The 24,981-nt window shown below is 70.9% G+C and carries 14 protein-coding genes; 8 read left to right on the forward strand and 6 right to left on the reverse strand.

What is annotated here, in order from left to right; all coding sequences use genetic code 11:
* Positions 1–115: 115 nt before the first annotated feature.
* Together AC0VYP_RS08000 and AC0VYP_RS08005 are read right to left on the reverse strand one after the other, a co-directional pair.
* A complete protein-coding gene (locus AC0VYP_RS08000; RefSeq protein WP_475473262.1) occupies positions 116–1,630 on the reverse strand; it encodes a bifunctional aminoglycoside phosphotransferase/ATP-binding protein in 1,515 nt (504 codons plus the stop codon).
* Between the two features lie 70 nt (positions 1,631–1,700).
* Entirely contained in the window at positions 1,701–2,114 is a 414-nt protein-coding gene (locus AC0VYP_RS08005) for an Hsp20/alpha crystallin family protein (protein ID WP_475473264.1), read from the reverse strand.
* A 474-nt stretch (positions 2,115–2,588) separates the two neighbouring features.
* Here AC0VYP_RS08005 and AC0VYP_RS08010 point away from each other — a divergent pair, with 474 nt between their 5' ends.
* From AC0VYP_RS08010 to AC0VYP_RS08020, 3 genes are all read left to right on the forward strand, one after another.
* Entirely contained in the window at positions 2,589–3,446 is an 858-nt protein-coding gene (locus AC0VYP_RS08010; protein WP_475473266.1) for a universal stress protein, read from the forward strand.
* A 745-nt stretch (positions 3,447–4,191) separates the two neighbouring features.
* Complete coding sequence (locus AC0VYP_RS08015; RefSeq protein ID WP_285761087.1) at positions 4,192–4,524, forward strand: histone-like nucleoid-structuring protein Lsr2; 333 nt, start codon at positions 4,192–4,194, stop codon at positions 4,522–4,524.
* 342 nt (positions 4,525–4,866) lie between these two features.
* Positions 4,867–8,034 carry an ATP-binding protein gene (locus tag AC0VYP_RS08020; protein WP_285761088.1) on the forward strand — a complete coding sequence of 1,056 codons (3,168 nt, stop codon included), beginning with the start codon at positions 4,867–4,869 and terminating at the stop codon, positions 8,032–8,034.
* Here AC0VYP_RS08020 and AC0VYP_RS08025 read toward each other — a convergent pair.
* Positions 8,024–8,674 (reverse strand): response regulator transcription factor, encoded by a 651-nt coding sequence (locus AC0VYP_RS08025; RefSeq protein WP_285761089.1) that lies wholly within the window; start codon positions 8,672–8,674, stop codon positions 8,024–8,026. The two genes, AC0VYP_RS08020 and AC0VYP_RS08025, sit on opposite strands and share 11 nt — an antisense overlap.
* Positions 8,662–9,867: a sensor histidine kinase gene (locus tag AC0VYP_RS08030; RefSeq protein WP_475473269.1), complete on the reverse strand. Its 1,206-nt coding sequence runs from the start codon at positions 9,865–9,867 to the stop codon at positions 8,662–8,664. The genes AC0VYP_RS08025 and AC0VYP_RS08030 overlap by 13 nt, the downstream gene beginning before the upstream one ends.
* A 403-nt stretch (positions 9,868–10,270) precedes the next feature.
* On the opposite strand from AC0VYP_RS08030, the gene AC0VYP_RS08035 reads away from it, so the two are divergent.
* The 5 genes from AC0VYP_RS08035 to AC0VYP_RS08055 all read left to right on the forward strand — a co-directional run bounded on the left by AC0VYP_RS08035 (position 10,271) and on the right by AC0VYP_RS08055 (position 16,795).
* The gene (locus AC0VYP_RS08035; protein WP_475473270.1) at positions 10,271–10,981 is read left to right on the forward strand and encodes an ABC transporter ATP-binding protein; all 711 of its coding nucleotides are present in this window, start codon (positions 10,271–10,273) and stop codon (positions 10,979–10,981) included.
* On the forward strand, positions 10,978–13,536 hold the full coding sequence (locus AC0VYP_RS08040) for an ABC transporter permease (protein WP_475473272.1): 2,559 nt from the start codon (positions 10,978–10,980) through the stop codon (positions 13,534–13,536). The genes AC0VYP_RS08035 and AC0VYP_RS08040 overlap by 4 nt, the downstream gene beginning before the upstream one ends.
* Before the next feature lie 364 nt (positions 13,537–13,900).
* Positions 13,901–14,890 carry an ATP-binding cassette domain-containing protein gene (locus tag AC0VYP_RS08045; protein ID WP_285761093.1) on the forward strand — a complete coding sequence of 330 codons (990 nt, stop codon included), beginning with the start codon at positions 13,901–13,903 and terminating at the stop codon, positions 14,888–14,890.
* Positions 14,887–15,708, forward strand: a complete 822-nt coding sequence (locus AC0VYP_RS08050) for an ABC transporter permease (protein ID WP_285761094.1) — start codon at positions 14,887–14,889, stop codon at positions 15,706–15,708. The genes AC0VYP_RS08045 and AC0VYP_RS08050 overlap by 4 nt, the downstream gene beginning before the upstream one ends.
* A gap of 121 nt (positions 15,709–15,829) precedes the next feature.
* Positions 15,830–16,795 (forward strand): ArsR/SmtB family transcription factor, encoded by a 966-nt coding sequence (locus tag AC0VYP_RS08055; protein ID WP_285761095.1) that lies wholly within the window; start codon positions 15,830–15,832, stop codon positions 16,793–16,795.
* 33 nt (positions 16,796–16,828) lie between these two features.
* On the opposite strand, the gene AC0VYP_RS08060 is transcribed toward AC0VYP_RS08055, so the two are convergent.
* Both AC0VYP_RS08060 and AC0VYP_RS08065 read right to left on the reverse strand, forming a co-directional pair.
* Positions 16,829–17,038 carry an MbtH family protein gene (locus tag AC0VYP_RS08060; protein ID WP_475473274.1) on the reverse strand — a complete coding sequence of 70 codons (210 nt, stop codon included), beginning with the start codon at positions 17,036–17,038 and terminating at the stop codon, positions 16,829–16,831.
* Between the two features lie 49 nt (positions 17,039–17,087).
* Positions 17,088–24,962, reverse strand: a complete 7,875-nt coding sequence (locus tag AC0VYP_RS08065) for an amino acid adenylation domain-containing protein (protein ID WP_475473276.1) — start codon at positions 24,960–24,962, stop codon at positions 17,088–17,090.
* Positions 24,963–24,981 lie beyond the last annotated feature (19 nt).

Below are 24,981 nucleotides of genomic sequence, written 5' to 3' on the forward strand. Positions count from 1 at the left end.
CCGCCGAGCCTTCCTGTCCTCACTCCATCCGATGGCCGGCAGCTCGGCCAGGGCCTGACGGTTGCCATGACGGGGACAGAGGTCCCGTTGACGTTTCGGCCCCCCGCAGGGCCGGTCAGTCGGCGGTCAACAGGGGGCGACTGGGGAGCCACTGGGCCACCGGCGGACTGGGCCTGGCCACTGCCAGCATCTCCTCCAGCGCGGCCCGCACACTGTGTGAGGTGTCCACGCACGTCGCGTCGGGCCATGGTGCGAAGGTCGATGACACGGCTCGCTCGATCGCGGCGTCGGCGTCGGAGAGGCAACCGTCCCTGGGACGTTCGGCCAGACGCCGGGCCACGGTCGCGGCGGGCGCTGTGCAGCGGAACTGCGTGAAGTCGGCGGCGTTGTCCTCGGCGGTCATCGCTGCGGCCTGCCGCCACGAGGCATCGGCCCAGCAGGCGTCGAGCACGACCGATTCTCCGTTGGCCAGGAGCAGCCCCGCGCGTTCGAGTATTTCGGTGTAGACCCGCCTGCTCGTCTCCGCATCGTAGGGACCCTCCCCGAAGGCGGCGGCGGAGGAGGCAAGGGGAGAAATCCCGCACTGTTCCTTCCGGACCCGGTCACTGCTGATGAGTACCGCCCCGAGCAGGTCGGCCAGTCCACCGGCGACCGTTGTCTTGCCCGTTGCGGGCGTACCGCCGACGACGACCAGCCGTACCGCTCCGTCGCGCAGGTGTCCGAGGGCGATGTGTTCGAGCAGCCGTGCCTGCGGCCCTGCCGAGCCGTCGCCCTGGGTGTGGCGCAGACAGGCGACCTTGGCGCGCACGAGCGCCCGGTAGGCCACGTAGTGGTGGTGGAGCGACGCGGGTGCGGGGTCGCCGGTGAACTCGGCGTAGAGGCGAAGGAACACCTCGGCTGCCCCGGCGGCACCGAGCCGTTCCAGGTCCATCGCCAGGAAAGCCGCGTCGTCCAGCGCGTTGACCCAGCGCAGCCGGTCGTCGAACTCCAGGCAGTCCAGGATGCGCGGGCCGTCGTCGAGGCAGAAGATGTCATCGGCGAGCAGGTCGCCGTGTCCGTCGATGACGCGCCCTGCGTTGACACGGGCGGTGAACAGGGCCTGCCGACCGTTGACGAACCGTAGGGCCAGCCGTTCGATCTCCTCGGTCTCCCCGCCCAGTACCTCGCCACGAAAAGGGCGGATCTGGTGGAGACTGGCGGCCCATCTGCCCCGAAGCGCGTCGGTTGACCCTTGCTCACGGACCTCCGGGCCGCTCGGCGCGCGGCTGTGGAACGCGGCCAGGAGGCGGGCGACGGCGCGTAGTTCGCCGCCGAGATCGCGATCGCCGTGCACCAGGGTGGACAGTCGGCGCGACTCCGGCATCCGTCGCATCGCGATCAGGTGATCGAACGGTCGTCCGGTGGAGTTGACGACATCGAGCACGCCCTCGTACACGTCAGGGGCGAGACGGCTGTTCAGTTCGACCTCGCGCAGGCAGGCGGCCAACCGCAGCTCGCGCGTACTGTAGTCCAGGAACCCGAAGTCCTTCGGTTTTTTCAGCTTGTAGGCCTTTTCCCCGATGAGGACGACCACGCCCGCATGGGTTTCCCGGATGTCCGCGTAGCGAGCCCCGGCAACGTTTGGCTGCATGTGTTGTCCTCTGCCTCGAAGCGCCGTCGCGCGAGGGACCTGCACGAACACCCCCGCGCGGTGTCCGCGTCTACTCGGTGGAGCTGATGGGGACTCGGCGGCTTTCCGTTCCCTGTTGGGCGAGGCCGAGGCTGACTTCGAGAATCCCTTTCTCATACGTCGCGGTCACGTCGTTCTCGTCGCAGTTCTTCGGGAGCGCGACGGTGCGGGTGAACGAGCCGTAGCGAAATTCCGAACGGCGGCCTTCCCGGTGCTCCTCCCGCCGTTCGGCTTCGATGGTCAGCCGTCCGGGCGATACCGTCACAGCGACGTCCTTGTCCGGATCGATGCCGGGAAGTTCGGCCCGGATGACGTAGTGCCCGTCGCGCACGACGTCTTCGACGCTGATGTCCGACAGGTGCCGGAACGGTAGGAGCGGGGATTCGAGCAGTTCGGTGAGATCGGGCATGAATTGGTGTCCTTCGCGACGTGCGAGCGTGTCCATGGTCTCCTCCGTCGTTGGTCGGTGTCCTCTCCTGCCCTCCCAGTCCACCCCCGTGACGCCCGGGGCGGCATGGTCCGTTCGTCTGCCCGGCCAGGGCCGAAGGTCACTCTCGTCGGTGTCCGGGTGTCCGGGTGTCCGGGTGTCCGGGTGTCCGGGTGTCCGGGTGTCCGGGTGTCCGGCACTACGGCCACCGCGGCGCAAAGTCCCTTTCGTTGAACTTTCGGTGCTTCTGGTGTCGGGGAGTCGTCCTGCGGGACATGGGGCGGCCGGTCTCGGCGACCGTCCGTGAGCGGGGAAGCCGGCCCTCCACGCCGCTGTGCGGGACCTGTCGGCCCTTCGCGTCCGGTGGGTGCGTGTGGCACGCGGAGACGACCGGTGACTTTCGAAGTACCGGGAGAGGACCTCGGACCGTTGGTGGTGAGGGCCGCAAAGGTTGAGGCTTGTCCCAGGAGCATCGAGTGCGAGGGGGTTGTGATGAAGAGGGAGATTCTGGTCGGGGTGGACGGATCGGGGACCGGACTGAGGGCGGTTGACTGGGCTGCCGGTGAGGCGGCACGCCGTGGATGTGCTCTGCGGTTGCTGACCGCGTTCGCCCTTCCCTCGGGCGAGGCCGCGTTCGTGTGGCCGGAGGACGAGATCCGGAAGAACTCGACAGCGGTCCTGAGGGAGGCGGAGGAGCACGTCCACGAAATCGCCCCTGGCACGGAGGTCGCCTCGACCACTGTGATCAGTGCGCCGGCCGCCACGTTGGTGGAGCTGGCAGAGACGGCGCTGATGGTGGTCGTGGGGCTACGAGGGAGAGGAGGGTTTCCCGGCTTGAGGATCGGTTCCGTCGCCTATCAGGTCGCCGCTCACTGTTCGGTGCCCGTCGTTGTGGTCGGTCCGGAGCCTGTCGTTGACTCCGAGGCCGAGGTCGTCGTCGGACTGGACGGCTCCGAGTCCTCCGAGGACGTCCTGGCGGAGGCGTTCGAGTGGGCTGCCCTGACGGGCACGCGGCTACGTGCGATCCGAGCCTGGACCGATCCGATGCTTCCGGCGCCGGCCATGCGACCGATGCTCTACGACACCGATCGGGTCCGGGAGGCGGAGGCCGCCGCACTCCACCACGCGCTGTCGCCGTGGAAGTCCAAGTATCCGCAGGTGGAGGTTGTTGCCCAGGTAATGGAGCAGCAACCGGTCCACGCCTTGGTCGATGCTGCCGAACACGCCCGCCTGCTCGTCGTGGGGGCGAGGGGCAGGCGCGGGTTCAGCCGGTTGGCCCTGGGGGGAACCGCGCACGGATTGCTGCACCACGCGCCGTGCCCGATCATGGTCGTCCACAAGACGCTTTGACCCGACGTGATCGGAGAGGGGATTTCTCCGAAGAACGATTGCCTGAGCGAGGTTGACGTTGACGAACCGGGCTTTCTCCGGCCTCTCGGGCTCTCGGTGTGAATACGGATCGAAGCTGCCGAAGACCGCGTCGTCAACGGCGGTAGGTGGTCGGGCCGAGTCGGCGCGGCCCCATTGAGGGACCGGTATGGAACGGAGCTGTGACCCCGTCTCGGCTTGCGGGGTTTGCCGGCCGGGCGTTGCGGAAATCCTGGTTTCCAGGGCATTCAGCCGTTTCTTTTGCGGCTGCTGCTGCCCATTTCTTCGCCGGGCGTCGGGGCCTCTCCCCTCCGATGCCGTCGGGCTCTCCGCGTTTGCCCGAGGTGTCTGGAAGTCACGCGGAACCGTCGTTTTCGCTACGGTCCCAAAGTTGCTCTTCCGGTGGAGAGGGAAGCTCGGGTTGACGGTGCCACTATGGGGAGCGGTGGGAAAAATGATTAACGCGCGGTCGATTGGAAAGGTGGTCCGAGGGAGACGCGTTCACTGAAGCCGCCGTCCTTCTCGGCTTCCCTGTGGCAGGGGCGGTCCAATGGGGGTTCGGCGTGTGATGGGCAGTTGGCCAATGGGGGAGTCCTGTATCTCCTTGGAGCTTAAAATATAACCTTTCAATATTTCCTTGGATCATGTAGAAATAGCTTTCTCGGGGCGTGCGTGTAGGCTATATTGATCTTGTAGGGAATAGTAGATTTGTTTAAGGAATAACTTCGTGGCGCAAAAAGTCCAGGTAATGCTCATTGATGACCTTAACGGGGGAGAGGCCGAGGAGACCGTCTCTTTCGCTGTGGATGGTGCCACCTACGAGATCGACCTCAGTGGGGACAATGCCGCTGCGTTGCGTGAGTCGCTCGCGCCGTTCGTCGATGCCGCTCGCAAGGCTCCGGCCAAGGGGCGCACGGTGCGCGGGGCCAAGCAACGCACCGCACCCGGTCGGGAGCGCAGCTCGGAGGTTCGCGCCTGGGCCAAGGCCCAGGGGAAAGAGGTCAGCGAGCGAGGCCGGATCCCGCAGTCGATCATGGACGAGTACGAAGCCGCCCACTGATCCACTGCTTTTCGCTCAGTAGGTCCTAGGGGCGAGGTCCTTCCTCGCCCCTATCGGTGAGGCACGACCGGTGTCGCGTGCGCTCCCGTGCACCCCGCCTGCGCTTCGGCGCCCGCGGTGCGGTGGACCCGGTCCGCTCGGGCCGGGGACTCGCCGGCGTCGTCCTCGCCATCCACCACGGGAGCCCCACCGACCAGATCGCCCACGTCGGGATCGACCGGTCCCCGACCCGGCGCCGATCGGCGGACCGGAGCGTTCGTCTGCTCCGGCGACCGTGCGCTGACCGGCTCCGGTCGCCCGAATCGGGGCACCCGACCCGCGGGATCTGAGAAAATGGCGGATGTGCGAGTAGCGTTGCTGGGCCCCTTCGAGCTCCTGGACGGGCAGAGCCGTACCGTCGCACTCGGCGGACGCCGGGTCGAGACCCTGCTCGCCCGCCTCGCACTGTCGCCCGGCGAACTGGTCCCGGCCGGCTTGCTGATCGACGATCTGTGGGGCGACGCCCCCTCCGGAGGCGGAGCCAACGCACTCCAGCGACTGGTCTCGCGGGCTCGACGCGCGATCCAGGAGCACGGCGCCGGCGACGTGACGGTCCAGTCGGGGCCAGGCGGCTACCTGCTCACCGTCGCCCCCGACGAGGTGGACGCCACCGTATTCGAGGGGCTGGCCGCAGAGGGGCGTCGGCTGCTGCGCGAGTCCGACCCCGCGCGGGCCGTCGAGCCACTGCGCGGCGCCCTGGAGCTGTGGCGCGGCGTCCCGCTCGCCGAGTTCGATGTCGGCTTCGCCCATGCGGCAGCCCAGCGACTGGGGGAGCTGCGGCTGTCGGCCACAGAGGACCTGTTCGAGGCCGAACTCCGGCTGGGCCGCTCCGCGGAAGCCGCGGTCGAGCTCGCACGGTTGTGCGCGGAGCACCCTCTCCGGGAACGTGCCGCGGGCCTGCTGATGATGGCGCTGAACGCGAGCGGTCGCCAGACCGACGCCCTGGGCGCCTACGAACGCATCCGATCCGCGCTGGCCGAGGAACTGGGCGCCGACCCCTCCCCCTGGCTAGGCGAACTGCACGTGGGCCTGCTCCGCGGAAACAGTGCCGCGCGGCAGGGGGACGGCAAGGAGCAGCCGCGATCGGAGGCGGCCAGGCTGCCCGCGCGACTCGCCCGGTTCGTCGGCCGCCGGAACGAACTCGCGCAGTTGGAGACGGCGCTGGAACGTTCGCGCCTGACCACCCTGTTCGGTTCCGGTGGGGTGGGCAAGACCCGCCTGGCCATCGAGTACGCGACCCGGTTGCGCGACCGCACGGCCGAACGCATCCGGTTCGTGGAGCTCGCCCCGCTCCGGGCGGGGACCGACCTGGCCGAGACGGTCGCCGCCGCGCTCGGCTCGGGCCAGACCCTGCTGCTCGACCGGCCCTTTCCCGACCGCAACCGCTTCGACCAGCTCGTGTCCGTGCTGTCGGGCGATCCCACCCTTCTCATCCTGGACAACTGCGAGCACATGCTCGACGACGTCGTCCTGTTCGTCGGACGAATCCTCACCGACTGCCCCCAGCTACGGATCCTGGCCACCAGCCGCGAGCCGCTGGCGATCACCGGCGAGGCGCTGTGCCACATCGGCCCGCTGGGCGTCCCGGAAAACGTCGAGGATGCGGAAGGGGCCGCGGCCATCCAGCTCTTCTGTGACCGCGCGGCCCTGGTCAGGCCCGGTTTCGCCCTCACCCCCGAGACTGTCGGGGCCGTTGTGGAGATCTGCCGCAGACTCGACGGTCTTCCGTTGGCCGTCGAACTGGCCGCAGCCCGGTTGCGCACCATGACCGTGCGGCAGGTGGCCGACCGCCTGGACGACCGCTTCCGGCTGCTCACCGGTGGCAATCGCACCTCAGGGGTGCGCCACCGTACGCTTCGCGCGGTACTGGACTGGAGTTGGGACCTCCTGGAGGAGCCCGAACGCGTCCTGGCCCGGCGCCTGTCGGTCATGGCCGGGGGGACCACCGCCGACGCGGCGGCGGTTGTGTGCGCCGGGGCCGGCCTGATCGGTGACGACGTGCTGTACGTGCTCTCCTCCCTGGCGGAGAAGTCACTGGTCCAGGTGCTGGAGCCGGAGCCCGGCGAGGTCCGCTACCGAATGCCCGAGACCACCCGGGCCTACTGCCGGGAGCGGCTGGTCGAGGCAGAGGAACTGGTCCGTACCGAGGTCGCGTGCACCGCGTATCTCCTGGAACTGGCCGAGCGTGCCGGAACCGGGCTGCACGGCCGCGACCAGCCCCGACTCCTGGCCCTGTTGGACGCCGAGCACGACAACCTCGTCCAGGCCGTGCAGCGCGCGGTCGTTGACGCCGACCTGGACGTCGCGGTGCGGTTGTGCCTCGCGCTGAGCTGGTACTGGGTGATGCGCGGGCGTTACGCCGAGGCGGACCGCTGGTTCGGTGCGCTGCTGCGGTTCGGTGACGGTATCCCGGTGCGGGCCCGCGCGGTGTTCGCGGCGACACGCGTGGTCATCCCGGTGTCCTTGGAAGCGGACCGTGCCCGGGTCACCGCCGAGGCCGCCGACCTCGCGGACCGCGTCGGCGCCATGGCCGACCACCGGCTGCTGGCCATGGTGGAGCCCAAGTGCTGGCTGCTGGTGGGCGACTACGAGCGCCTGGCCGCCAGCGCCGAGCGTGCCCGTGCGCATCCCGACCCCTGGGCCAGGGCGGCGGGGATCGCGTCGTTGGGCCTGGCCGCCCAGGCAGCAGGGGACGTGGCAGCCGCCGAGCGGCACGTCGTTTCGGCCCTGATGGCGTTTCGCGAACTCGGTGACCTATGGATGGCCGGACAGCTCATCAGCGAGCTGTCGGACTTCCAGTCGCTGCGGGGGGACACCCTGGAGGCCGTGCACAGCCTGGGGGAGGCACTGGAGGCGGTCCGTATGGTCGGCTCACCTGACGACCTCACCCCCATCCTGATCCGGCGGGGGACCGAACAGTTGCGTTCGGGGATGCTCGCCGAGGCCGAGGCCAGTTTCCACCAGGCCCTGGGCAGCACCCGCTCGCCGGCCACCGAGCACCGGATCCTGGTGTCGGTAGGTCTCGCCCGGTTGGCGCTGGCGCGCGGGCGCCCCGAAACCGCTCGCGTGTTGCTGGCAGACGCCTCGGCGCTGCTGGGTGACGCGTCGTTCGGGGTCCTTGCGTTGCGGGTGGAGGTACTGCTCCAGGTGGCGGCCCTGAAACTGGAAATGGACGCGACGGTTCCGGCGGCCCGTGCGGCGTTCGAGTCGGCGGTTCGGCTCGCCCGGGAGTTCGGCGACAAGGCGGTTCAGGCCAAGGCCGCCGAGGTCGGGGCGCAAGTCCTGTTGGCCGAGGGCGATCCGCAGGCCGCGGCCCGGACCTTGGGTGAGGCGACCCGGCTGAGAGGGGTGCGCGACGACGGAAGCCCACAGGTCAGGGGACTGGTGGCGCGGCTTACGGCAGCCCTGGGGGATGAGGGCTACCGGCGCGCCTACGCGGCCGGGGCAGGAACGGCCCCGCTCAGCTGTTGAGGAAGGCCAGTACCGCCAGGACCCGGCGGTGCCCGCTTCCGGTTCCCGACGCGGCCAACCCGAGCTTGCCGAAAATGTTGCCGATGTGCTTGCTGACCGCTGCCGAGGACAGCTCCAGCAGGTGACAGATCCTCGCGTTGTCGTGTCCCTCGGCCATCAGCGCCAGGACCTCGCGTTCACGCGCGGTGAGCGAGCCGAGGGGGTCGCCGGCGGTGTGTCGGCTGAACAACTGGGAGATCACCTCGGGGTCCAGCGCGATGCCACCGGAGGCGACCCGGCGCAGGGCGTCGACGAAGTCGCCGACCTCGCCCACCCGGTCCTTGAGCAGGTAACCGATGCCGCTGGCACCGTCGCCCAGAAGTTCTGTGGCGTACCCGTCCTCGACGTAGGCGGAGAGGACCAGCACCGGGAAACCGGGGGTGGCCCGTCGCAGTTGGGCGGCGGCACGCAGCCCTTCGTCGCGGAAGGTCGGAGGAAGGCGGACATCGACCACCACCGCATCGGGGGTGTGCCGGTTGACGAGGACCATGAACTCCTCGATGTCCGCGGCGGCCCCCACGACCTCGACCCCTTCGGTCTCAAGGAGGAGCGCGAGTCCCTGGCGCAACAGGGCGTCGTCCTCGGCTATCACGACCCGCATGGCAGCACCACCCGGATCGTGGTCGGCCCGCCCGGCGGACTGGCGACCTCGGTCGTTCCGTCGAACGCGGCTGCCCGGCGCCGAATCCCGGCCAGGCCGGTTCCCGACGCCTCGTCGGCGCCGCCGTGACCGTCGTCGACGACCTCGACACACATCGCGGTGTCGTCGATGCGCAGTTCCACCTGGATGGCGGTGGCGCCGGCGTGTTTGATCGCGTTGGTCAACGATTCCGCGACCACGAAGTAGGCGGCGACCTCCAACGCGGCCGGTGCGCGTTCGAGCTCCGTCAGTCGGGTGGAGCAGGGGACCGGGCAGCGTGCGGCCAGCGCCGACACGGCGCTGGCCAGCCCGCGGTCGGCCAGTATCGGCGGATAGATGCTGCGGACGACGCCGCGGAGTTCGGCGAGCGCGTCGTCGGCCGCGGTCTGTGCGGTCGTGATCAGTTCCAGGGCCTTGGCCGGGTCGGTGCGCAGCATCCGCTCCACCAAGCCGAGGTGCATGCGTACCGCGACCAGCCGGTTCTGTGTGCCGTCGTGGAGGTCGCGCTCGATTCTGCGCAGTTCCGCGCCGTGTGCCTCCAGAGCTTCGAACCGGGAGGCGGTCACTTCGGCGAGCCGGACACTGATCCCCGCACGGCCGACGGAGGTCAGCAGGGCGTAGGCGATTCGGGCGTGCCCGGTGGCCATCGCCGGCACCGCCACCATGAGCGCCGCGATGTAGACGAGGCCGGCGACCGGAGTGAGAATTGCCGCCGGCCAGGAATCAACAGGGTAGCCAGCTGGATTGACCGCAAAGCCTTCGGGGAGTATCCACCACCACAGCGGAATGGTCAGAGAAATCGTGGTGCCGACGGTGAGGATGAGTACGGTTACCCCGAAAAGCAGGCCGACGACCGCATTCGTGAAAATCCAGCGGAGCTGGAGCCAGAAACCGATTATTGCGGATGCCCGTAATTTGTCTCGGTGGGGGCCAGTGCGGCCGAGGAGCCGTGTGCTGGAACGAAGATCGCGGTCGGCTGCTCTTTCGACGGCTCCCATGAGAAGGGCGCGGAGGGGAATCCCGATTCCCACCGCCGACAGTCCCTGCGCCCCCAGCAGGCCGCACAGCAGGAACCAGTAGACGAGGGAATTGCCGCCCGCGTCCAAGAGGTAGGGCAGGCCCGATCTGGTGTCGCGGATCAATCGTTGCGCCACAAAACCCCTGTTGGGAGAGGGTTTCCGTGAGTCGTCGAGGCGGATTTGAGGCTGTTCGCCTCCCGCGGGGAACCGCGAGTGCGAATTCAATTCCATGGAATCGGTGATCGTCCCAACCCCCTTCCGGTTCGCCCGCGCAGCCGCAGTATTTCGATGTGCCGGCACCGCGGCCGCCTGTTCTACCGTTCCCGGCGGCGTCGGTTCCGTCTTTTTCGGGCTGTCGCCGGTAAACGGCAGATAATCCTTCGTCGCGGGAATTTCACGAAACTGATGTATGGTACCGTCGCGACGATTATTCAGAGGGGGGAGCCTCGTGGCAAGTGGGGTGGGGGATTACGGTCGTGCGGTGCGCACCACCGGCAGGGGGGCGGGAGGAGAATCCGGCCCGATAAACGCGCTGAGAATGGACGGACTATACAAGACGTACGGGTCTGGTGAGAATCAGGTCGATGCTCTTCGGGATATTTCCGTAGGGCTTGCCGCGGGCACGTTCACGGCGGTAATGGGCCCCTCGGGCTCGGGGAAGAGCACCTTCCTGCACTGCGCGGCGGGGCTCGACCGGCCCACCCGGGGAGAGGTCTGGCTCGGCGACACGCCGCTCTCGACCATGCGCGAGACCAAATTGACCCGGCTGCGCCGCGACCGGATCGGCTTCGTCTTCCAGGCATACAACCTGCTCCAGGCGCTGACCGTGCAGGACAACATCACGATGCCGCTGCGGCTCAGCGGTCGCCCCCTGGACCGTGCCTGGTGCGACCGCGTCATCACCCAGGTCGGTATCGCCGACCGGCTGCGGCACCGTCCCGCCGAGCTCTCCGGCGGTCAGCAGCAGCGTGTGGCCATCGCACGCGCACTGATCGCCCGCCCCGACCTGGTCCTGGCCGACGAACCCACCGGGGCCCTCGACTCCCGGACCGGTGGCCAGGTCCTGGCGCTGCTACGCGACATCGTCACCGACATGGGGCAGACCGTGCTCATGGTCACGCATGATCCGGTGGCGGCCTCCTTCGCCCAGAGCGTGCTGTTCCTTGCCGACGGGCGGTTGGTGGAACGCTTGGAATCGCCCACCCCCGATGCCGTCGCCGAGCGCATGACCCACCTCGGGGACCGGTGAGCACCGTGCTGTCGATCGCGTGGAAGACGCTGCGCGCGCGCAAGGCCGCATTCGTCGGTGCGTTCGTCGCACTGCTGGGCGGTTCGGCGGTGCTGACCGCCTCCGGGGTGCTGCTGGAGTCCGGGCTGCGCTCCTCGGTCGCTCCCGAGCGCTATGCCGGGGCGTCCCTGGTGGTGGCCGCCGACCAGACGTTGCGGTTGCCCGGGGCCGACTTCACGGTTCGTGAGCGGCTGCCCGAGCCGGTCACCCTGGACGCGGGCACCGCCGCCACGATCGACGCACTGGCGGGGGTGGACCGTGCCATCGGCGACTACCGGGTGGCGGTGGCGGTGCGCTCCACCGGCAGCACCGATGCCCCGGCACCCGCGTCCGGGCACGGCTGGGACTCCGCCGGACTGGCACCCTACGCCCTGACCGACGGCCGAGCCCCCGAGTCCGACGGCGATGTCGTCCTGGACGCGGCCGTCGCCCGGAACGCGGGGGTCGGCGTCGGGGACAGCGTTGACCTCGTCGTCCGGTCCGCGGCTGCCCCGTACAGGGTCAGCGGGACCGCGGTCCCGGAGTCGGGGGAGACCTTCCGACGTACCGGGGCGGTGTTCTTCACCGAACAGGAGGCCGGACGGCTCTCGGGGCACGCGGGCCGTTTCGACGCCGTCGGAGTGCTCGCCGCCCCCGGAAGCGACATCGACGCCCTCGCCGGCTCCATTGCCGAAGAGGTGGCCGAACCGGTCGTCGTCCACGAGGGTTCCGCCGCCAGTCAGGTCGAGTTCGCCGACGTGGGCGCTTCTCGTGGGGTGCTGCTGCTGGTGGCGGGTTCCTTCGGTGGGATGGCCATGCTGATCGCGATGTTCGTCGTGGCCACGACCCTGGCGCTGTCCATCGACCAGCGGCGCCGGGAGTTCGCCGTTTTGCGCGCGATCGGTTCGACCCCCTGGCAGATCGTCCGACTGGTCGCGGCCGAAGCCCTGCTCCTCTCCCTGCTCGGCGGAATCGCGGGTGTCGTGCCCGGCTTCCTGCTCGCCGAACTCCTGCGCGGCTTGTTCGCCGGCTTGGGAGTGGTGCCCCCCGACCTGCCGATGTCGATGGGCCCGCTGCCACCCCTGGCGGCCGTACTGCTGATCGTCGTGACCGCGGTGGCGGGCGGCCTGGTCGCCGCGGTCCGGCCTGCCCGGATCAACCCCGTCGAGGCACTGCGCGAATCCGCCGTCCCTCCGGCCGACCTTCCCCGGTGGCGCAGGACGGCCGGTCTCATCTGCCTGGTCCTGGGGGGTACCGCCGCGCTGACCCCGCTGTCGGTCCAGGGCGCGATCGGCGCTGCGGGCACCGGGAGCGCCGCGCTGCTCCTCGTGGTCGCGGTGGCGCTGCTGGGGCCGGTCGTGCTGCGCGGTGCCGTCTCGGTGTGCGCGGTACCGCTGCGATGGTCGCGGGTGAGCGGTTTCCTGGCCGCGGCCAACAGCGAGTCCGGTGCGCGGCGCATGAGCGCGGCGGTGACCCCGTTGGTCCTGGCGATCGGATTCACCGTGACCATGGTCTACTCCCAGAATGTGGTGGCCGCGGCCGTCCAGGCCCAGTCGCAGCGCGCGATCACGGCGGACTTCGTGGTCGCCGACACCGGTTCCGGCGGGGTCGGTGAGGAGGCCGCGGACGCGGTACGCGCCGTGCCCGGTGTGGCACGGGCGACCGCGGTGGCCACGACCACGGTCTTCGTCCCCTACAGCGTGTTCGGCGACCCCGACCTCGCGGTCTACTCCGCGCGGGGGGTCACCTCCCAGGGCCTGGCCCAGACCGTCGATCTCGGCGTCGTCAACGGCGACCTCGCCGACCTGTCCGGTCGCGCGGTCGCGCTGGAGGACTCCGGCGCCGGCCTGCTGGGCGCCTCGGTAGGCGACGACGTCGAGGTGCGCTTGGGCGACGGCGCGACCGAGACACTGCGCCTGGTGGCCACCTACGAGCACGGTATGGGGTTCGCCGAGATGACCCTGCCGATGGAGGTGGTGGAGGGACACCTCGGGGCCGCCCCCAGTCATCTGCTGGTCCGCGCCCAGGACGGCGAGGCATCGGCCGTCGAGGCGCGGCTCGCCGAACTGGTGCAGCGCTATCCCGGTCTGACCGTCACCGACCGGGGCGCGTTCACCGCGGCCGCCGGCGCGGAGGCCGCGTTGGTGGCCTGGGTGAATCTCGTGGGACTCGCGATGATCCTGGCCTACATCGCCATCGCGGTCGTCAACACGTTGGTGATGGCCACTGCGGGGCGCGCACGGGAGTTCGCCCTCCTGCGCCTGATCGGGATGTCGCGTGCCCAGGTGGTGCGCACCATGCGGTTGGAGGCACTGCTGCTCGTGACCCTGGCCGCCCTGCTGGGCACGGCCGTCGCGGCCGTGCCGTTGGGGGTGCTGAGCCTGGCCTTCCTGGGCACTCTGCTTCCGGCAGGGTCACCACTCGCCTACTTCGGGGTGCTGGCCGTGACCGCCCTGTTGGGGCTGGTGTCGGTGCTGGTCCCCGTGCGCCTGGCGCTGCGCAGCAGGCCGGTGGACGCGGTCGGTGTCCGGGAGTAGCCGGCGGACGCCGCCCCGGCCGGGGTGAGCTCCCAGGCGCACGCCGTGGGGCGCCCCACTGCTCGTCCAGTTGAGATCCCTGCTCTCCTTCTCGGGGAGCAGGGATCTTTTTAGCCTCGGCCGTGGGAGTCGGTCGGCGTCCCCGCCTCCGTCGGAACGCGTGCCCCGCTCGGCGCGCAGCGGCACCGGCCCGGTCCGAACCGACAACGGAGGGGCCCGCGGCGGATGCGTGGGCCGTCGTCCTGCCCAGCAGCGGTTGCCGCTCACCGCTGCGCCCGGCCCTGTTTTTGAGATGTCAGCGTCCTGTGGGTGCCGTGTCAGGTCCCGCGCCCACTGTGGGGTGCAGACCTAGGAGGAACCTTCGATGACACTTGCGATCCAGGCCGAAGGCCTGGTGAAACGCTTCGGTGACACAACGGCGCTGGCCGGGGTGGACCTGGCCGTGCCGGCCGGCAGCATTCTCGGGGTGCTCGGCCCCAACGGTGCGGGCAAGACCACGGCTGTGCGCATCCTCGCGACGCTGTTGCGTCCCGACGCCGGAACCGTCACCGTCGCCGGCTACGACGCCCTGCGCGATCCGGTACTCGTGCGGGGTGTGATCGGGCTGACCGGCCAGTACGCCTCCGTTGACGAGGAGCTCACCGGTTACGAGAACCTGGTGCTGATCGGACGGCTCCTGGAACTGCCCTCCCGGGAGGCCAAAGCGCGGGCCACGGAGCTGCTGGAACGCTTCGACCTCGTCGAGGCGGGCGGCAGGGCGATCAAGACCTACTCCGGGGGCATGCGGCGCCGGGTTGACCTGGCCTCCAGCCTGGTGGGCCGCCCCCAGGTGCTCTACCTGGACGAGCCCACCACCGGCCTGGACCCCCGCAGCCGCAACCAGGTGTGGGACATCGTCCGCCGGCTCTCCGACGAGGGGACCTCGGTGCTGCTGACCACCCAGTACCTGGAAGAGGCCGACCAGCTCGCCGAGCGGATCACCGTGATCGACCACGGCCGCGTCGTCGCCGAGGGGCGCCCCGAGGAACTGAAGCGGCGTGTTGGCGGGCGCAGCATCCAGGTGCGTCCGGCAGACCCCGCCGACAGTGCGCGTACCGCGCGCATCCTCGGCGAACTGACCGGGTGCGTTCCCGCCTCCGACAACGACACGGGTCTGCTCACCGCTCCGGTTGACGACCCCGTCCTGCTGTCGGCGCTGGTGCGCCGCCTGGACGAGGCCGCGATCAGTGCGGAGGAACTGGCCATCCGGCTGCCGAGTCTGGACGAAGTCTTCCTCGCCATCACCGGACGCCCCGCACAGGCGGAGGCCGAGACCAGCGGCCCGAGCGCCGTCCCCGAACGGAGCGCCGTATGACCGCCCTCGCCCAACGCCCCCCGCTCGTCCACATACCTCCACGGCGACGCATCGGCCCGCTCCGCGGCCTGCGCCACGGACTCACCCTCGCCAACCGCAACATCCGCTACATCGTCCGCTCTCCCTCGACCCTGATCGACACCGTCATCCAACCGGTGCTGTTCCTTCTGGTGTTCGTGTTCCTCTTCGGCGGGGCCATCGCGGGAGGGTGGCAGGAGTACCTCCAGACCCTGGTCCCCGGACTGATGGTGCAGATCACCCTCTACGCGAGCGTCGGCACCGGGCTCGCCCTGAACACCGACATCTCCAAAGGGGTCTTCGACCGGTTCCGCAGCCTGCCCATCGCGCGTTCGGCGCCGCTGGTAGGCGCGGTCCTGGGCGACGTGGTCCGCTACGCGGTCGCGGTGACCGTGCTCCTCGCCCTGGCGTTCGCGCTCGGGTTCCGCACGAGCACGGGCCTGTTGCCGGTGCTCGGGGCGGTCGCCCTGGTGATCGTGTTCGGACTCACCCTGTGCTGGCTGTCCGTGCTGGTCGGGATGGTCGCCAAGAACCCTCAGGCCGTGCCGGGTATCGCCATGGCGGTGATTTTGCCCCTGACGTTCGGCAGCAACATCTTCGCCGACCCGCAGACGATGCCCGGGTGGCTCCAGGTGTGGGTTGCCGTCAACCCGGTGACGCACTTCGTCGACGCCGTCCGCGGCCTGATGCTGGGGGGCGAGACGGCCGGTCCGCTGATGGCGAGCCTGGTCGCCGTCGTCCTCCTGCACGCGGTCCTGTTCCCGTTGGCGATCCGCGCCTACCTGCGCCGCACTCGCTGACCCGCTCCACCCGCACCGAACCGATACGACGCACGGGTGCCGCCCGGGGCCACAAGCCCGCTACGGACGGCACCCGGTGCTGGGACGCGCCCCAGCACCGCAACGATCGAGGAGTTTTCCCTTGTCCACGACCCATTTCACCCACGACGACATCGCGCGGACACGTCTGTCTCCGGCCACGAACCCGATGATCGAGGCGCTCTTCGCGCTGGACTTCCTGTTGTGCGACCCGGGGCGGGCCCGGCCCGGCGGCTGGGTGCGCCACGCGCGCGCCCGCCTCGCGGAGACGGCCAGTATCCGCTCGGAGCTGGAGCGCGCGGCCGGACTGGCCGCCGAGCTGATGCCGTTCCTCCAGGACTCGGCCGCCTCCCCGGGGGTCCGTGACACCACTGGCTGGCCCCCGGCGCTGCGCGGCCCCATGGCGACACTGGTCGAGGTGCAGCGCTCGTGTGTCGCGCCGTACTGGTCCAGTGTGCGCGGCCTTCAGGCGCAAGCCGGGCGCCGGGTCCACCGGTTGATCGCCGAACACGGTATCGCCGCAGCGTTGGAGACCGCCGGAGAGCGCGTGCGGTGGTCGGGGGGAGTCCTCACCCTGGACGACGGCGCGGACCGCACGGTGTTCCTCGGCGGTCGGGGCGCGATCCTGCTGCCGTCGGTGTTCCTGAGCGGCGGCCCGCGGTTCTTCTCCTGGCCCGAACCGGGCACCGGCCGGGCCACCGGTGTCCTTGCCTTCTCGGTGTGCCCGCACGGACGGGCGGCCGGCGCCCTGACCAAGGAGGACGAGGACGTCCCGGAGACGCTGGCCAGGCTCTTGGGGCGGACCAGGGCCGCGGTGCTGGCCGCCCTGACTCGCGCGCGTTCCACCGGTGGGTTGAGCCGGGAGCTCAACATCTCGGCGACCACGGTCAGCGAACACACCTCGGTGCTGCGCGGTGCGGGACTGATCACCACGACCCGGCGCAGCAACAGCGTGCGACACCTCGTCACCCCCTTGGGGATGACGGTGCTGCACTCACCGGGGGAACAGCAGGAGCAGTGGTGCGGGGAGTGCGCATACCGCAACACACCGCTGGCGCGCTCGGCATGAGAACGGCGGCCCCGCACCGGGGCCGCCGGCCGGCTAACCCTCCATCGCCTTGACCAGACTCGCGGGTCGGAGGTCGGTCCAGTTGCGTTCGACGTACTCCAGTGCGTCGGCGCGGCCGGTCTCGGCCAGTGCTACGTCCCAGCCCTCGGGCACCTGCGCGAACGACGGCCACAGGGAGTGCTGGCCCTCGTCGTTGACCAGGACCAGGAAGGTGCCGTTCTCGTCGTCGAAGGGGTTGGTCACGGGGGTTCCTTTCAATCGGTGGGTGCTGTGGTGGTCGGTGGGGACGGGCTCAGCGCCCGTCGGGTGGGGCCGCGCCCGCGATGGCGCGCAGGTGGTCGGCGAAGGCCAGTGCGACGCGTTCGACGGTTTCCCGGTGGTGCAGCTCGGTCGAGTAGGTCCAGGAGAACTCCAGCCGTTCACCGGTGACGGCCCCGGTGACGTCGAGAAGGTTGGTGCGTTCCTGGCTGGGCGCCTGGTCGCCGCCGGGGGAGGACAGGAAGCGGTGGTAGAGGCCGCCTCCGCCGTCGTCGCCGAATCGGCCGAGGTAGTTGAAGGAGACAGGGACGGTGGGCATCGCACGCAGGGGGTCGGTCCGCGGCCCCGTCGCCAGGTGGCGCAGGGCCCCGAAGCCGATGCCCCGGTTGGGGACGCGGCGCAGCTGCCGTTTGACCGAGGAGACTGTTGTGCGCCAGCCGCCGTCGGCCCCGACGTCGAGCAGCACCGGGTAGACGGTGGTGAACCAGCCGACGGTGCGGGACAGGTCGATCTCGTCGAACAGTTCCTCCCTGCCGTGCCCCTCCATCTCCACCAAAACGCGCGAGGAGCCGGTCCACTCGCCGAGGGCCCGGCCCAGTGCGGCCAGGAGCACGTCGTTGACCTGGCTGCGAAATACCCCGGGGACGCCGTGCAGCAGCCGCCGGGTGTCCCCCGGGGACAGGGACACCGTGACCACGTCCTGGGAGGCGACGGTTCCGGGGCCCTCGACGGGAAGGTTGACCGGGATCGGGGCGACCGGCTGCGTGGCGACAGTGGTCCAGTGGTCGATCTCGTCGTCGAAGCCGCCCTCCCCGGTGAACTTCGCGAGGCGAAGCGCCCAGTCCCGGAAGGAGCTGGTGGCGGTGCCGAGGTCGAGGGCCCGCCCCGATGCGAGTTGCCGATGGGCTGTTGCCAGGTCCTCCAGGAGTACCCGCCAGGACACACCGTCCACGACCAGGTGGTGGGCCGACAGCAGCAGTCGGGAGTGGCGGTCGGTTCCGCCGTCGAAGAGGACCGCGTCCAGGAGAGGCCCCTGGGCCAGACGTGCCGCTGGGCGCTCCCTGTGCGCGACCGCGTCCACCGCCGCCGCCAGGCCGGCGTCGTCCAGCGCGCGGACGTCCACCGTACGCATCAAGTGCCTGGCGTCCTGCTCGGCCGGGATCCACTGGTGCCACCGACCGTCCCGGTGCTCCGCGCGGGCGCGCAGCATGGCGTGACGGGTGCCGAGCGCGGCCACGGCCTGTTCCACCAGCGCGGGGTCGGTGCCCTTTTCCAGTTCCACGAGCACCGACATGTCGAAGTGCCAGGGGGCGTGCGGATGGGTGTCGAGGAACCAGCGCTGCACCGGGGTCAGCGCGACGTCGCCGGTGACCGGGGGCGAGGCCGCCGTCGGTTTCGCGGAACCCACGGCGGCCGTTTCGCCGATTCCGGCCGCCAGCCCGGCGATCGTCTGGCGCACGAAGACGTCCTTCGAGGTCAGTGCGAGGCCGGCCCGGCGGGCGCGCGAGACGAGCTGGATGGTGAGGATGGATTCGCCGCCCAAGTCGAAGAAGTTGTCCTCCACACCGATCTTCTCCACTCCGAGCAGCTCCGACCAGATCTCGGCCAGCACCCGCTCGGCCTCGGTGCTGGGCGGAAGATAACCGGCCCCGCCCAGCGCCTCGTGGCGCACGGCGGGCAGTGCGCGGCGGTCGAGTTTGCCGTTGGCGCTGAGCGGGAGCTCGTCCAGCACCACCACGGCAGCGGGGACCATGTACTCGGGCAGGAGGTGGCGCAGACGGGCGCGTGCGTCAGCGGCGGAGAACGTTCCGGCGACGTCCTGGTTGACCACCGCGTAGGCGACCAGCCGGGCGGGCCCCGACGGCTCCCGCTGGAGCACGACCGCGTTGTGGCGTACTTCCGCAAGACCGGCCAGCGCGGCCTCGACCTCGCCGAGTTCGATGCGGAAGCCGCGCAGTTTCACCTGGGAGTCGGACCGGCCGATGAACTCCAGCTGGGCCTCGGACGTCCACCGCACCACGTCGCCGGTGCGGTACAGCCGCCCGCCCGCCCCGAAGGGGTCGGCGACGAAGCGTTCCGCCGTGCTGCCCGGACGGCCGTCGTAGCCCTGCGCGACGCACGCGCCGGCCAGGTACAGCTCGCCGTGCACCCCCGTCGGTACCGGCCGGAGCCGGTCGTCCAGCACATGGACGTTGACCCCGGGCATGGGGCGGCCGATGAGGGGGCGCACACCGGCGCGAATCGGCCAGTAGACGCTGTTGACCGTGTTCTCGGTGGGGCCGTAGAAGTTGTACCCGGTGGCCACCCCACCCGCGTGCAGTGCGTCGAGCAGCGCGTCGTCCAGGGCCTCGGCGCCCACGGTGAGCACGGTCGGCCGGTGCGCGCCCTCGGCGAGCAGCCCCGCGGCCACGAGCTGGGCGAGGTAGGAGGGTGTGGTGTCGAAGTAGTCGATCCGGTGGCCGTCGAGGTAGCGGCACAGCGCTTCGGCGTCCAGGCGGGTGTCCTCGTCGATGACGTGCAGGTGCTGTCCGTGCAGTAGCCACACGAGCGGGTCCCAGGAGGCGTCGAAGGACCAGGCGGCGATGTGTGCGGCGGTCAGGGCGCGCTCGGGCACACCGGCGGGGGCGAGCACCGCGTGGCGGTAGCCCTCGATCATGGCGCGCAGGTTGGCGTGGCTGACCACCACCCCCTTTGGGGTGCCGGTGGAGCCGGAGGTGTACATGACGTAGGCGGTGTGGGCGTCGCTCAGGGGGAGGAGCCGCTCGGCGTCGGTGATCGGCGCGCTGTCGTGTGCGGTGAATGCGGCTGCGGTGTCGGCCGCGTTGACGACCACGACGGGCCGGTCGGGGCCCAGCAGGTCGGTGAGCCCGGGAGCGGTGGCCTCGGCGGCCAGGACCAGGGAGGGGGCGGCCTGCTCGACGATGCCGCGCACCCGCTCCGCCGGGTAGGCGGGGTCGATGGGGACGTAGGCGGCTCCCGCGCGCAGTACCGCGAACACGGCGATGACGGCGTCGGCGGTGCGGGGAAGGAGCAGCGCGACCCGGTCGCCCGGGCCCACCCCCGCGGCGACGAGGAAGCGGGCCGTCCGGTTGACGCGGCGTTCCAGTTCGCCGAAGGACAGGGTGAGGGCCCCGGCGGTGAGCGCGGGCCGGTCCGGCCCGCGGTGTGCCGCGTCGGTCAGGCCGCCCAGGACGTGGCCGGTCCCGGGCTCCTGGACGGGGCCCCTCGCCGCGGCCGACAGGGCGGAGCGCTCCTCGGGGGTGCGCAGGTCGAGATCGTCCAGTGGGGTTCGGGGGGAGCCGGCGAACAGGCCCAGCAGGGCGCACAGGTGGTCGCTGAGACGGTTGACGGTGGCGGGCTCGAACAGGGCGGTGTCGTACTCGATCGCCCCGAGCAGCCGCCCTCCGCTCTCGGTGAAGTCCACGCTGATGTCGAACAGTGAGTACCGCCGGGTCAGCGGGTGTTCCCGCAGCGACAGCCCGGCCAGTTCCAGATGTTCCTCCGGCGCGTTCTGCAACGCCACGACCGCCTGGACCAGGGTCGGCCGCGCGGGGTCGCGTTCGGGTGCCACCGCCTCCACGACCCGGTCGAAGGGGACGTCGGCGTGCGCGAACGCCTCCAGCAGGCCCTCGCGCACCGAGGCCAGCAGATCGGCGAGGGTTCCGGTGTCGTTGACGCGGGTGCGTACCGCCAGTGTGTTGGTGAAGAACCCGACGACGCCCTCCAACTCGGCGCGTTCACGGCCGGAGGTGACGGTGCCCACCGTGATGTCGCGCTGGCCGGAGTAGCGCGACAGCAGGAGTTGGACGGCGGCGGTCAGCACCATGAACAGTGTGGTGTCGTGGGAGCGTCCCAGTTCCCGCAGGCCGGTGTGGATGTCGGCCGGCACCTCGAAGAGGCGGGTGGCGCCGGTGGTCCCGCGCACCGGGGGGCGTGGATGGTCGGTGGGCAGTTCCAGGGGCGTGACGCCGTCCAGGTGTGTGGCCCAGTAGGCCAGGGCGTCCTCGAAGTCCGCGCTGTTCAGGTACGCGTCCTGCCAGGCCGCGAAGTCGGCGTACTGCAACGGCACCGGTGCCAGTCCGGCCTGCTCGGCGAGCTGGTCCGCGGGGAGCCCCGGGTGAGCGGCTGCGGCCGCGTACAGGGCGCCGAGTTCGCGGGTGAGCACCGACATCGACCAGGCGTCCATGACGATGTGGTGCAGGGTCAGCAGGAGCACGTGGTCCTCGGGGCCCAGGGCGACCAGCAGCGACCGCACGAGTGGTCCGGTCCCCAGGGAGAAGGGGAGGTCTACCTGCTCGGCGAGCAGCCGGTCCAGCTCGGCGTCCCGCAGGGGGGCGTCCCACGCGGAGAGGTCGGCGGTGGCCGGGGTGGTCGCCACCCGGTCGTGCACGACCTGGACGGGGCGGCCCTCACGCTCCTCGAAGGTGGTGCGCAGCGACTCGTGCCGGCCCACCAGTTCCGCCAGGGCGGCGTCCAGTGCGGCGCGGTCCAGCGGGCCGGCCAGTCGCAGTGCGGCACCGGAGTTGTACTCGGCGCTGCCGGGCTCGTACTGGTCGAGGAACCACAGTCGGCGCTGGGCGGCCGACAGCGGCAGGTCGGCGCCGCGCGCCACGGGGGTGATGCGCGCGCCCGGTGCCTCGCCGCGTCCCGCGGCGGCGAGCAGCACGGGGGCGAACCCGGCGATCGTGGGGTGGTCGAAGACGGCCCGTGGCGGCAGCCGTACCCCGAACGCGTCGGCCACGCGGGAGGTCAGCCGGATGGCGCCGATGGAGTCGCCTCCCGCGCCGAAGAAGTCGTCGTGTACTCCTACGCGTTCCCGCCCCAGGAGGTCGCGCCACAGCGCGGCGAGGGCCTCCTCGGTGGCGTCGCGCGGTGCGACCGTTTCGGCCGGCCCGGTTCGGTCCACGGCAGGAAGGGCGGACCGGTCCACCTTGCCGTTGCCGGTCAGGGGGATGGCGGCCATGCGGTGCACCACCGCGGGCACCATGTATCCGGGGAGGACGGCCGCGGCCCGCCCGCGCACCTCCTCGGCCCCGACACCGTCGTCGAGGACGACGTAGGCGAGGAGCCGGCTTCCCGCTGCGGTGCGTTCAGCGGTCACGACCGCTTGCGCGACCCCGGTCAGCGCGGTCAGCGCGGCTTCGACCTCGCCGGGTTCAATCCGGTGGCCACGGATCTTGACCTGATCATCCACCCGGCCGATGAATTCCAGTTCGCCGTCGGGGCGCCGCCGCACTACGTCACCGGAGCGGTACATCCGCGCCCCCGGTACGCCGAACGGATCGGCCACGAAACGTCCCGCGCTCAGACCGGGCCTGCGCCAGTAGCCGCGGGCCAGGCCGTCCCCGGCGATGTAGAGCTCACCGGGAACCCCGTTGCCCACCGGGCGCAGCCACGGGTCGAGCACGTACACCCGGGTGCCGGAGACCGGCCCGCCGATGGGGGGCGTGTTCGCCCCGGTCAACGGCCGGCTCATCGTGGCGCACACGGTGGACTCGGTGGGGCCGTAGGCGTTGACCATCGTGCGGTCCGGGGCGAACGTCGCGACCAGTTCCCCGGAACACGCCTCTCCGGCCACCAACAGCGTCAACACCGGGCCCAGTTCGGTTGGCGACAGTGCGGGCAGCAGTGCGGGCGGCAGGGTGACGTGGCTGATCCGGTGCTCGCGCAGGGCCGCGGGCAACCCCTCGCCCAGCAGGGTCCGCTGCGGCAGGACCACGACGGCTGCACCGTTGAGCAGTGCCACCGCCAGTTCGGCGATCGCGGCGTCGAAGCTGGGGGAGGCGAATTGCAGCATCCTGCTGTCGGTGCCGACCGCGAGCACGGTCCCTTGGGCGTGCGCCAGGCTCGCGATGCCGCGGTGCGTCACGACGACACCCTTGGGGGTGCCGGTGGAGCCGGAGGTGTAGATGACGTAGGCGGCGTCGTCGATCCCGATCCCGATCCCGATCCCGATCCCGGAGTCGGAGTCGGGGGCGGAGCCGACGGGCGCGGTGGCCGCCTCGGCCACCGATACCGCCTCGACCGACGACGGCAGCCGGACGGCGAGCCCTGGGACGGTCAGCACCGTGCGCACGCCCGAGTCCTCGATCATGAACGCCAGACGCCGGGCCGGGTAGTCGGGGTCCAACGGCAGGTAGGCGCCACCCGCGCGGGTGATGCCCAGCAACGCCACCACCAGTTCGGCGCCGCGTTCCAGGCAGACACCGACGAACACGCCGCGGCGCACGCCGCGCTCGCGCAGCCCGGCAGCCAGGGTGCGGACCCGCGCGTCGAGTTCGGCGTAACTGAGCTCCCCGCCGGGAAAGACCACCGCGGTGGCGTCGGGGTGGGCCGCGACCCGGTCGGCGAACAGTTCCGGCAGGGTGCGCGGTACCGGCGGGGCACCGGCAGCGGACCCCGCTGCCAGGATGCGGACGCGCTCGGCGTCGGCGACGAGGTCGATCGCACGCAGCGGACGCTCGTCACCCACCGCGGCGAACACCGCGCGCAGGTCCGCGCCCAGCGACTCGATGGTGGCGCGATCGAAGAGGTCGGTGCTGAACTCCACGCCGACGTCGATCCCCTCGGGACCGGGGGCGAACTCCACGGTCAGATCGAACACGGAGTGCTCGCGCCGCACCGGGAACACCTCGGCGGCGAGGTCCCCCAGGGAGACGGCCCGGGCGTCGCCGGCGTTCTGGACGACGATCGCGGCCTGGACCAGAGGGGGGATGGAACTGTCGCGTTCGCCCAGCACGGCGTTGACCACCGTGTCGAAGGGCACTTCGGCGTGGTCGAGGTCGGCCAGCACGTCGTCCTTGGTGCGGTCCAGGAGGTCGCCGAAGCAGTCGCGCTCGTCGATGTGTCCGCGCAGGGCAACGGTGTTGACGAAGAAACCGGTGACCCCGTGCAGGCGGGGGTCCTCGCGGCCGCTGGTGACCGTGCCCACGACCACGTCCTGGGTCCGGCTCCACCTCGCCAGGGTCAGGCGCACTCCGGCGACCAGGAGCACGAACAGGTTCGCGTCGCGGGCCCGCGCGACCTCGGCCATGCGCGTGGCGGTCGCCGCGGGCAGCCGGAAGGCGACGGAGTCGCCGTGGGTGCCGCGCACCGGCGGTCGTGGACGATCGGTGGGCAGTTCCAGCGGCTGCGCCCCCGTGAGCCGTTCGCGCCAGTGCGCCAGGGACTGCTCGTGGCGTGCGCCGGTGAGACGGCCGTTCTGCCAGACGGCGTAGTCGGCGTACTGGATTTCCGGTTCGCTCAACGAGGCGGCGGCAGGCAGGGCGATAGCAGCAAGGTCCGGGGAGGCGCACGCGGCGGTGTAGAGCCGGTCGAGTTCGTCGCGCAGCAGTCCGATGGACCAGCCGTCGGTGATGATGTGGTGCAGCACCACGAGCAGCACGCACCGCCCGGGGCCCGCGCGCAGCAGGTGGATGCGCAGCAGAGGCCCGGTCTCCAGGTCGAAAGGCAGGGCGTAGCATTCGCCCACCCGTGCGGACAGGGCGTCCTCCCCGCCGGGAGGCGCGGACTCGGTCCGCAGGGGCGGGGCAGTCGGTTCGTGCACGACCTGCACGCCCTCGCCGTTGACCTCGTGGAAGGTGGTGCGCAGCGACTCGTGCCGCACCACCAGCGCCGCGCAGGCCCGAGCCAGAGCGGCTTCGTCCAGGTCGCCGTGCAGGTCCAGGGCGAACCCGGAGTTGTAGTCCGCTCGCCCGGGCGCCATCCGGTCCAGGAACCACAACCGCCGTTGAGCGGGTGAGAGCACGATGGGCGCGTCGCGCGGCACACGGGGGATCTCCGCGTTCCGCTCGCGCCGCGCGGCCAACCGCCGCAGCATCTCCGCGCGTACCCGGGCACTGGTCCCGGTGGACGGGGGTTCGGCGGTGCGGGGGGTAGCGGGGCCGTCCTGGGCCGGGTTGGCGGTCATCGCCTGGTCCTCCACCGTT

This window comes from Nocardiopsis sp. iso_186 (genome assembly GCF_056173365.1).

Coding starts and splice junctions, on each gene's coding strand:
- AC0VYP_RS08050 (WP_285761094.1), top strand. CDS start 14,887: ATGACCGCCCTCGCCCAACGCCCCCCGCTCGTCCACATACCTCCACGG.
- AC0VYP_RS08065 (WP_475473276.1), bottom strand. CDS start 24,962: ATGACCGCCAACCCGGCCCAGGACGGCCCCGCTACCCCCCGCACCGCC.
- AC0VYP_RS08045 (WP_285761093.1), top strand. CDS start 13,901: ATGACACTTGCGATCCAGGCCGAAGGCCTGGTGAAACGCTTCGGTGAC.
- AC0VYP_RS08000 (WP_475473262.1), bottom strand. CDS start 1,630: ATGCAGCCAAACGTTGCCGGGGCTCGCTACGCGGACATCCGGGAAACC.
- AC0VYP_RS08025 (WP_285761089.1), bottom strand. CDS start 8,674: ATGCGGGTCGTGATAGCCGAGGACGACGCCCTGTTGCGCCAGGGACTC.
- AC0VYP_RS08010 (WP_475473266.1), top strand. CDS start 2,589: ATGAAGAGGGAGATTCTGGTCGGGGTGGACGGATCGGGGACCGGACTG.
- AC0VYP_RS08035 (WP_475473270.1), top strand. CDS start 10,271: ATGGACGGACTATACAAGACGTACGGGTCTGGTGAGAATCAGGTCGAT.
- AC0VYP_RS08005 (WP_475473264.1), bottom strand. CDS start 2,114: ATGGACACGCTCGCACGTCGCGAAGGACACCAATTCATGCCCGATCTC.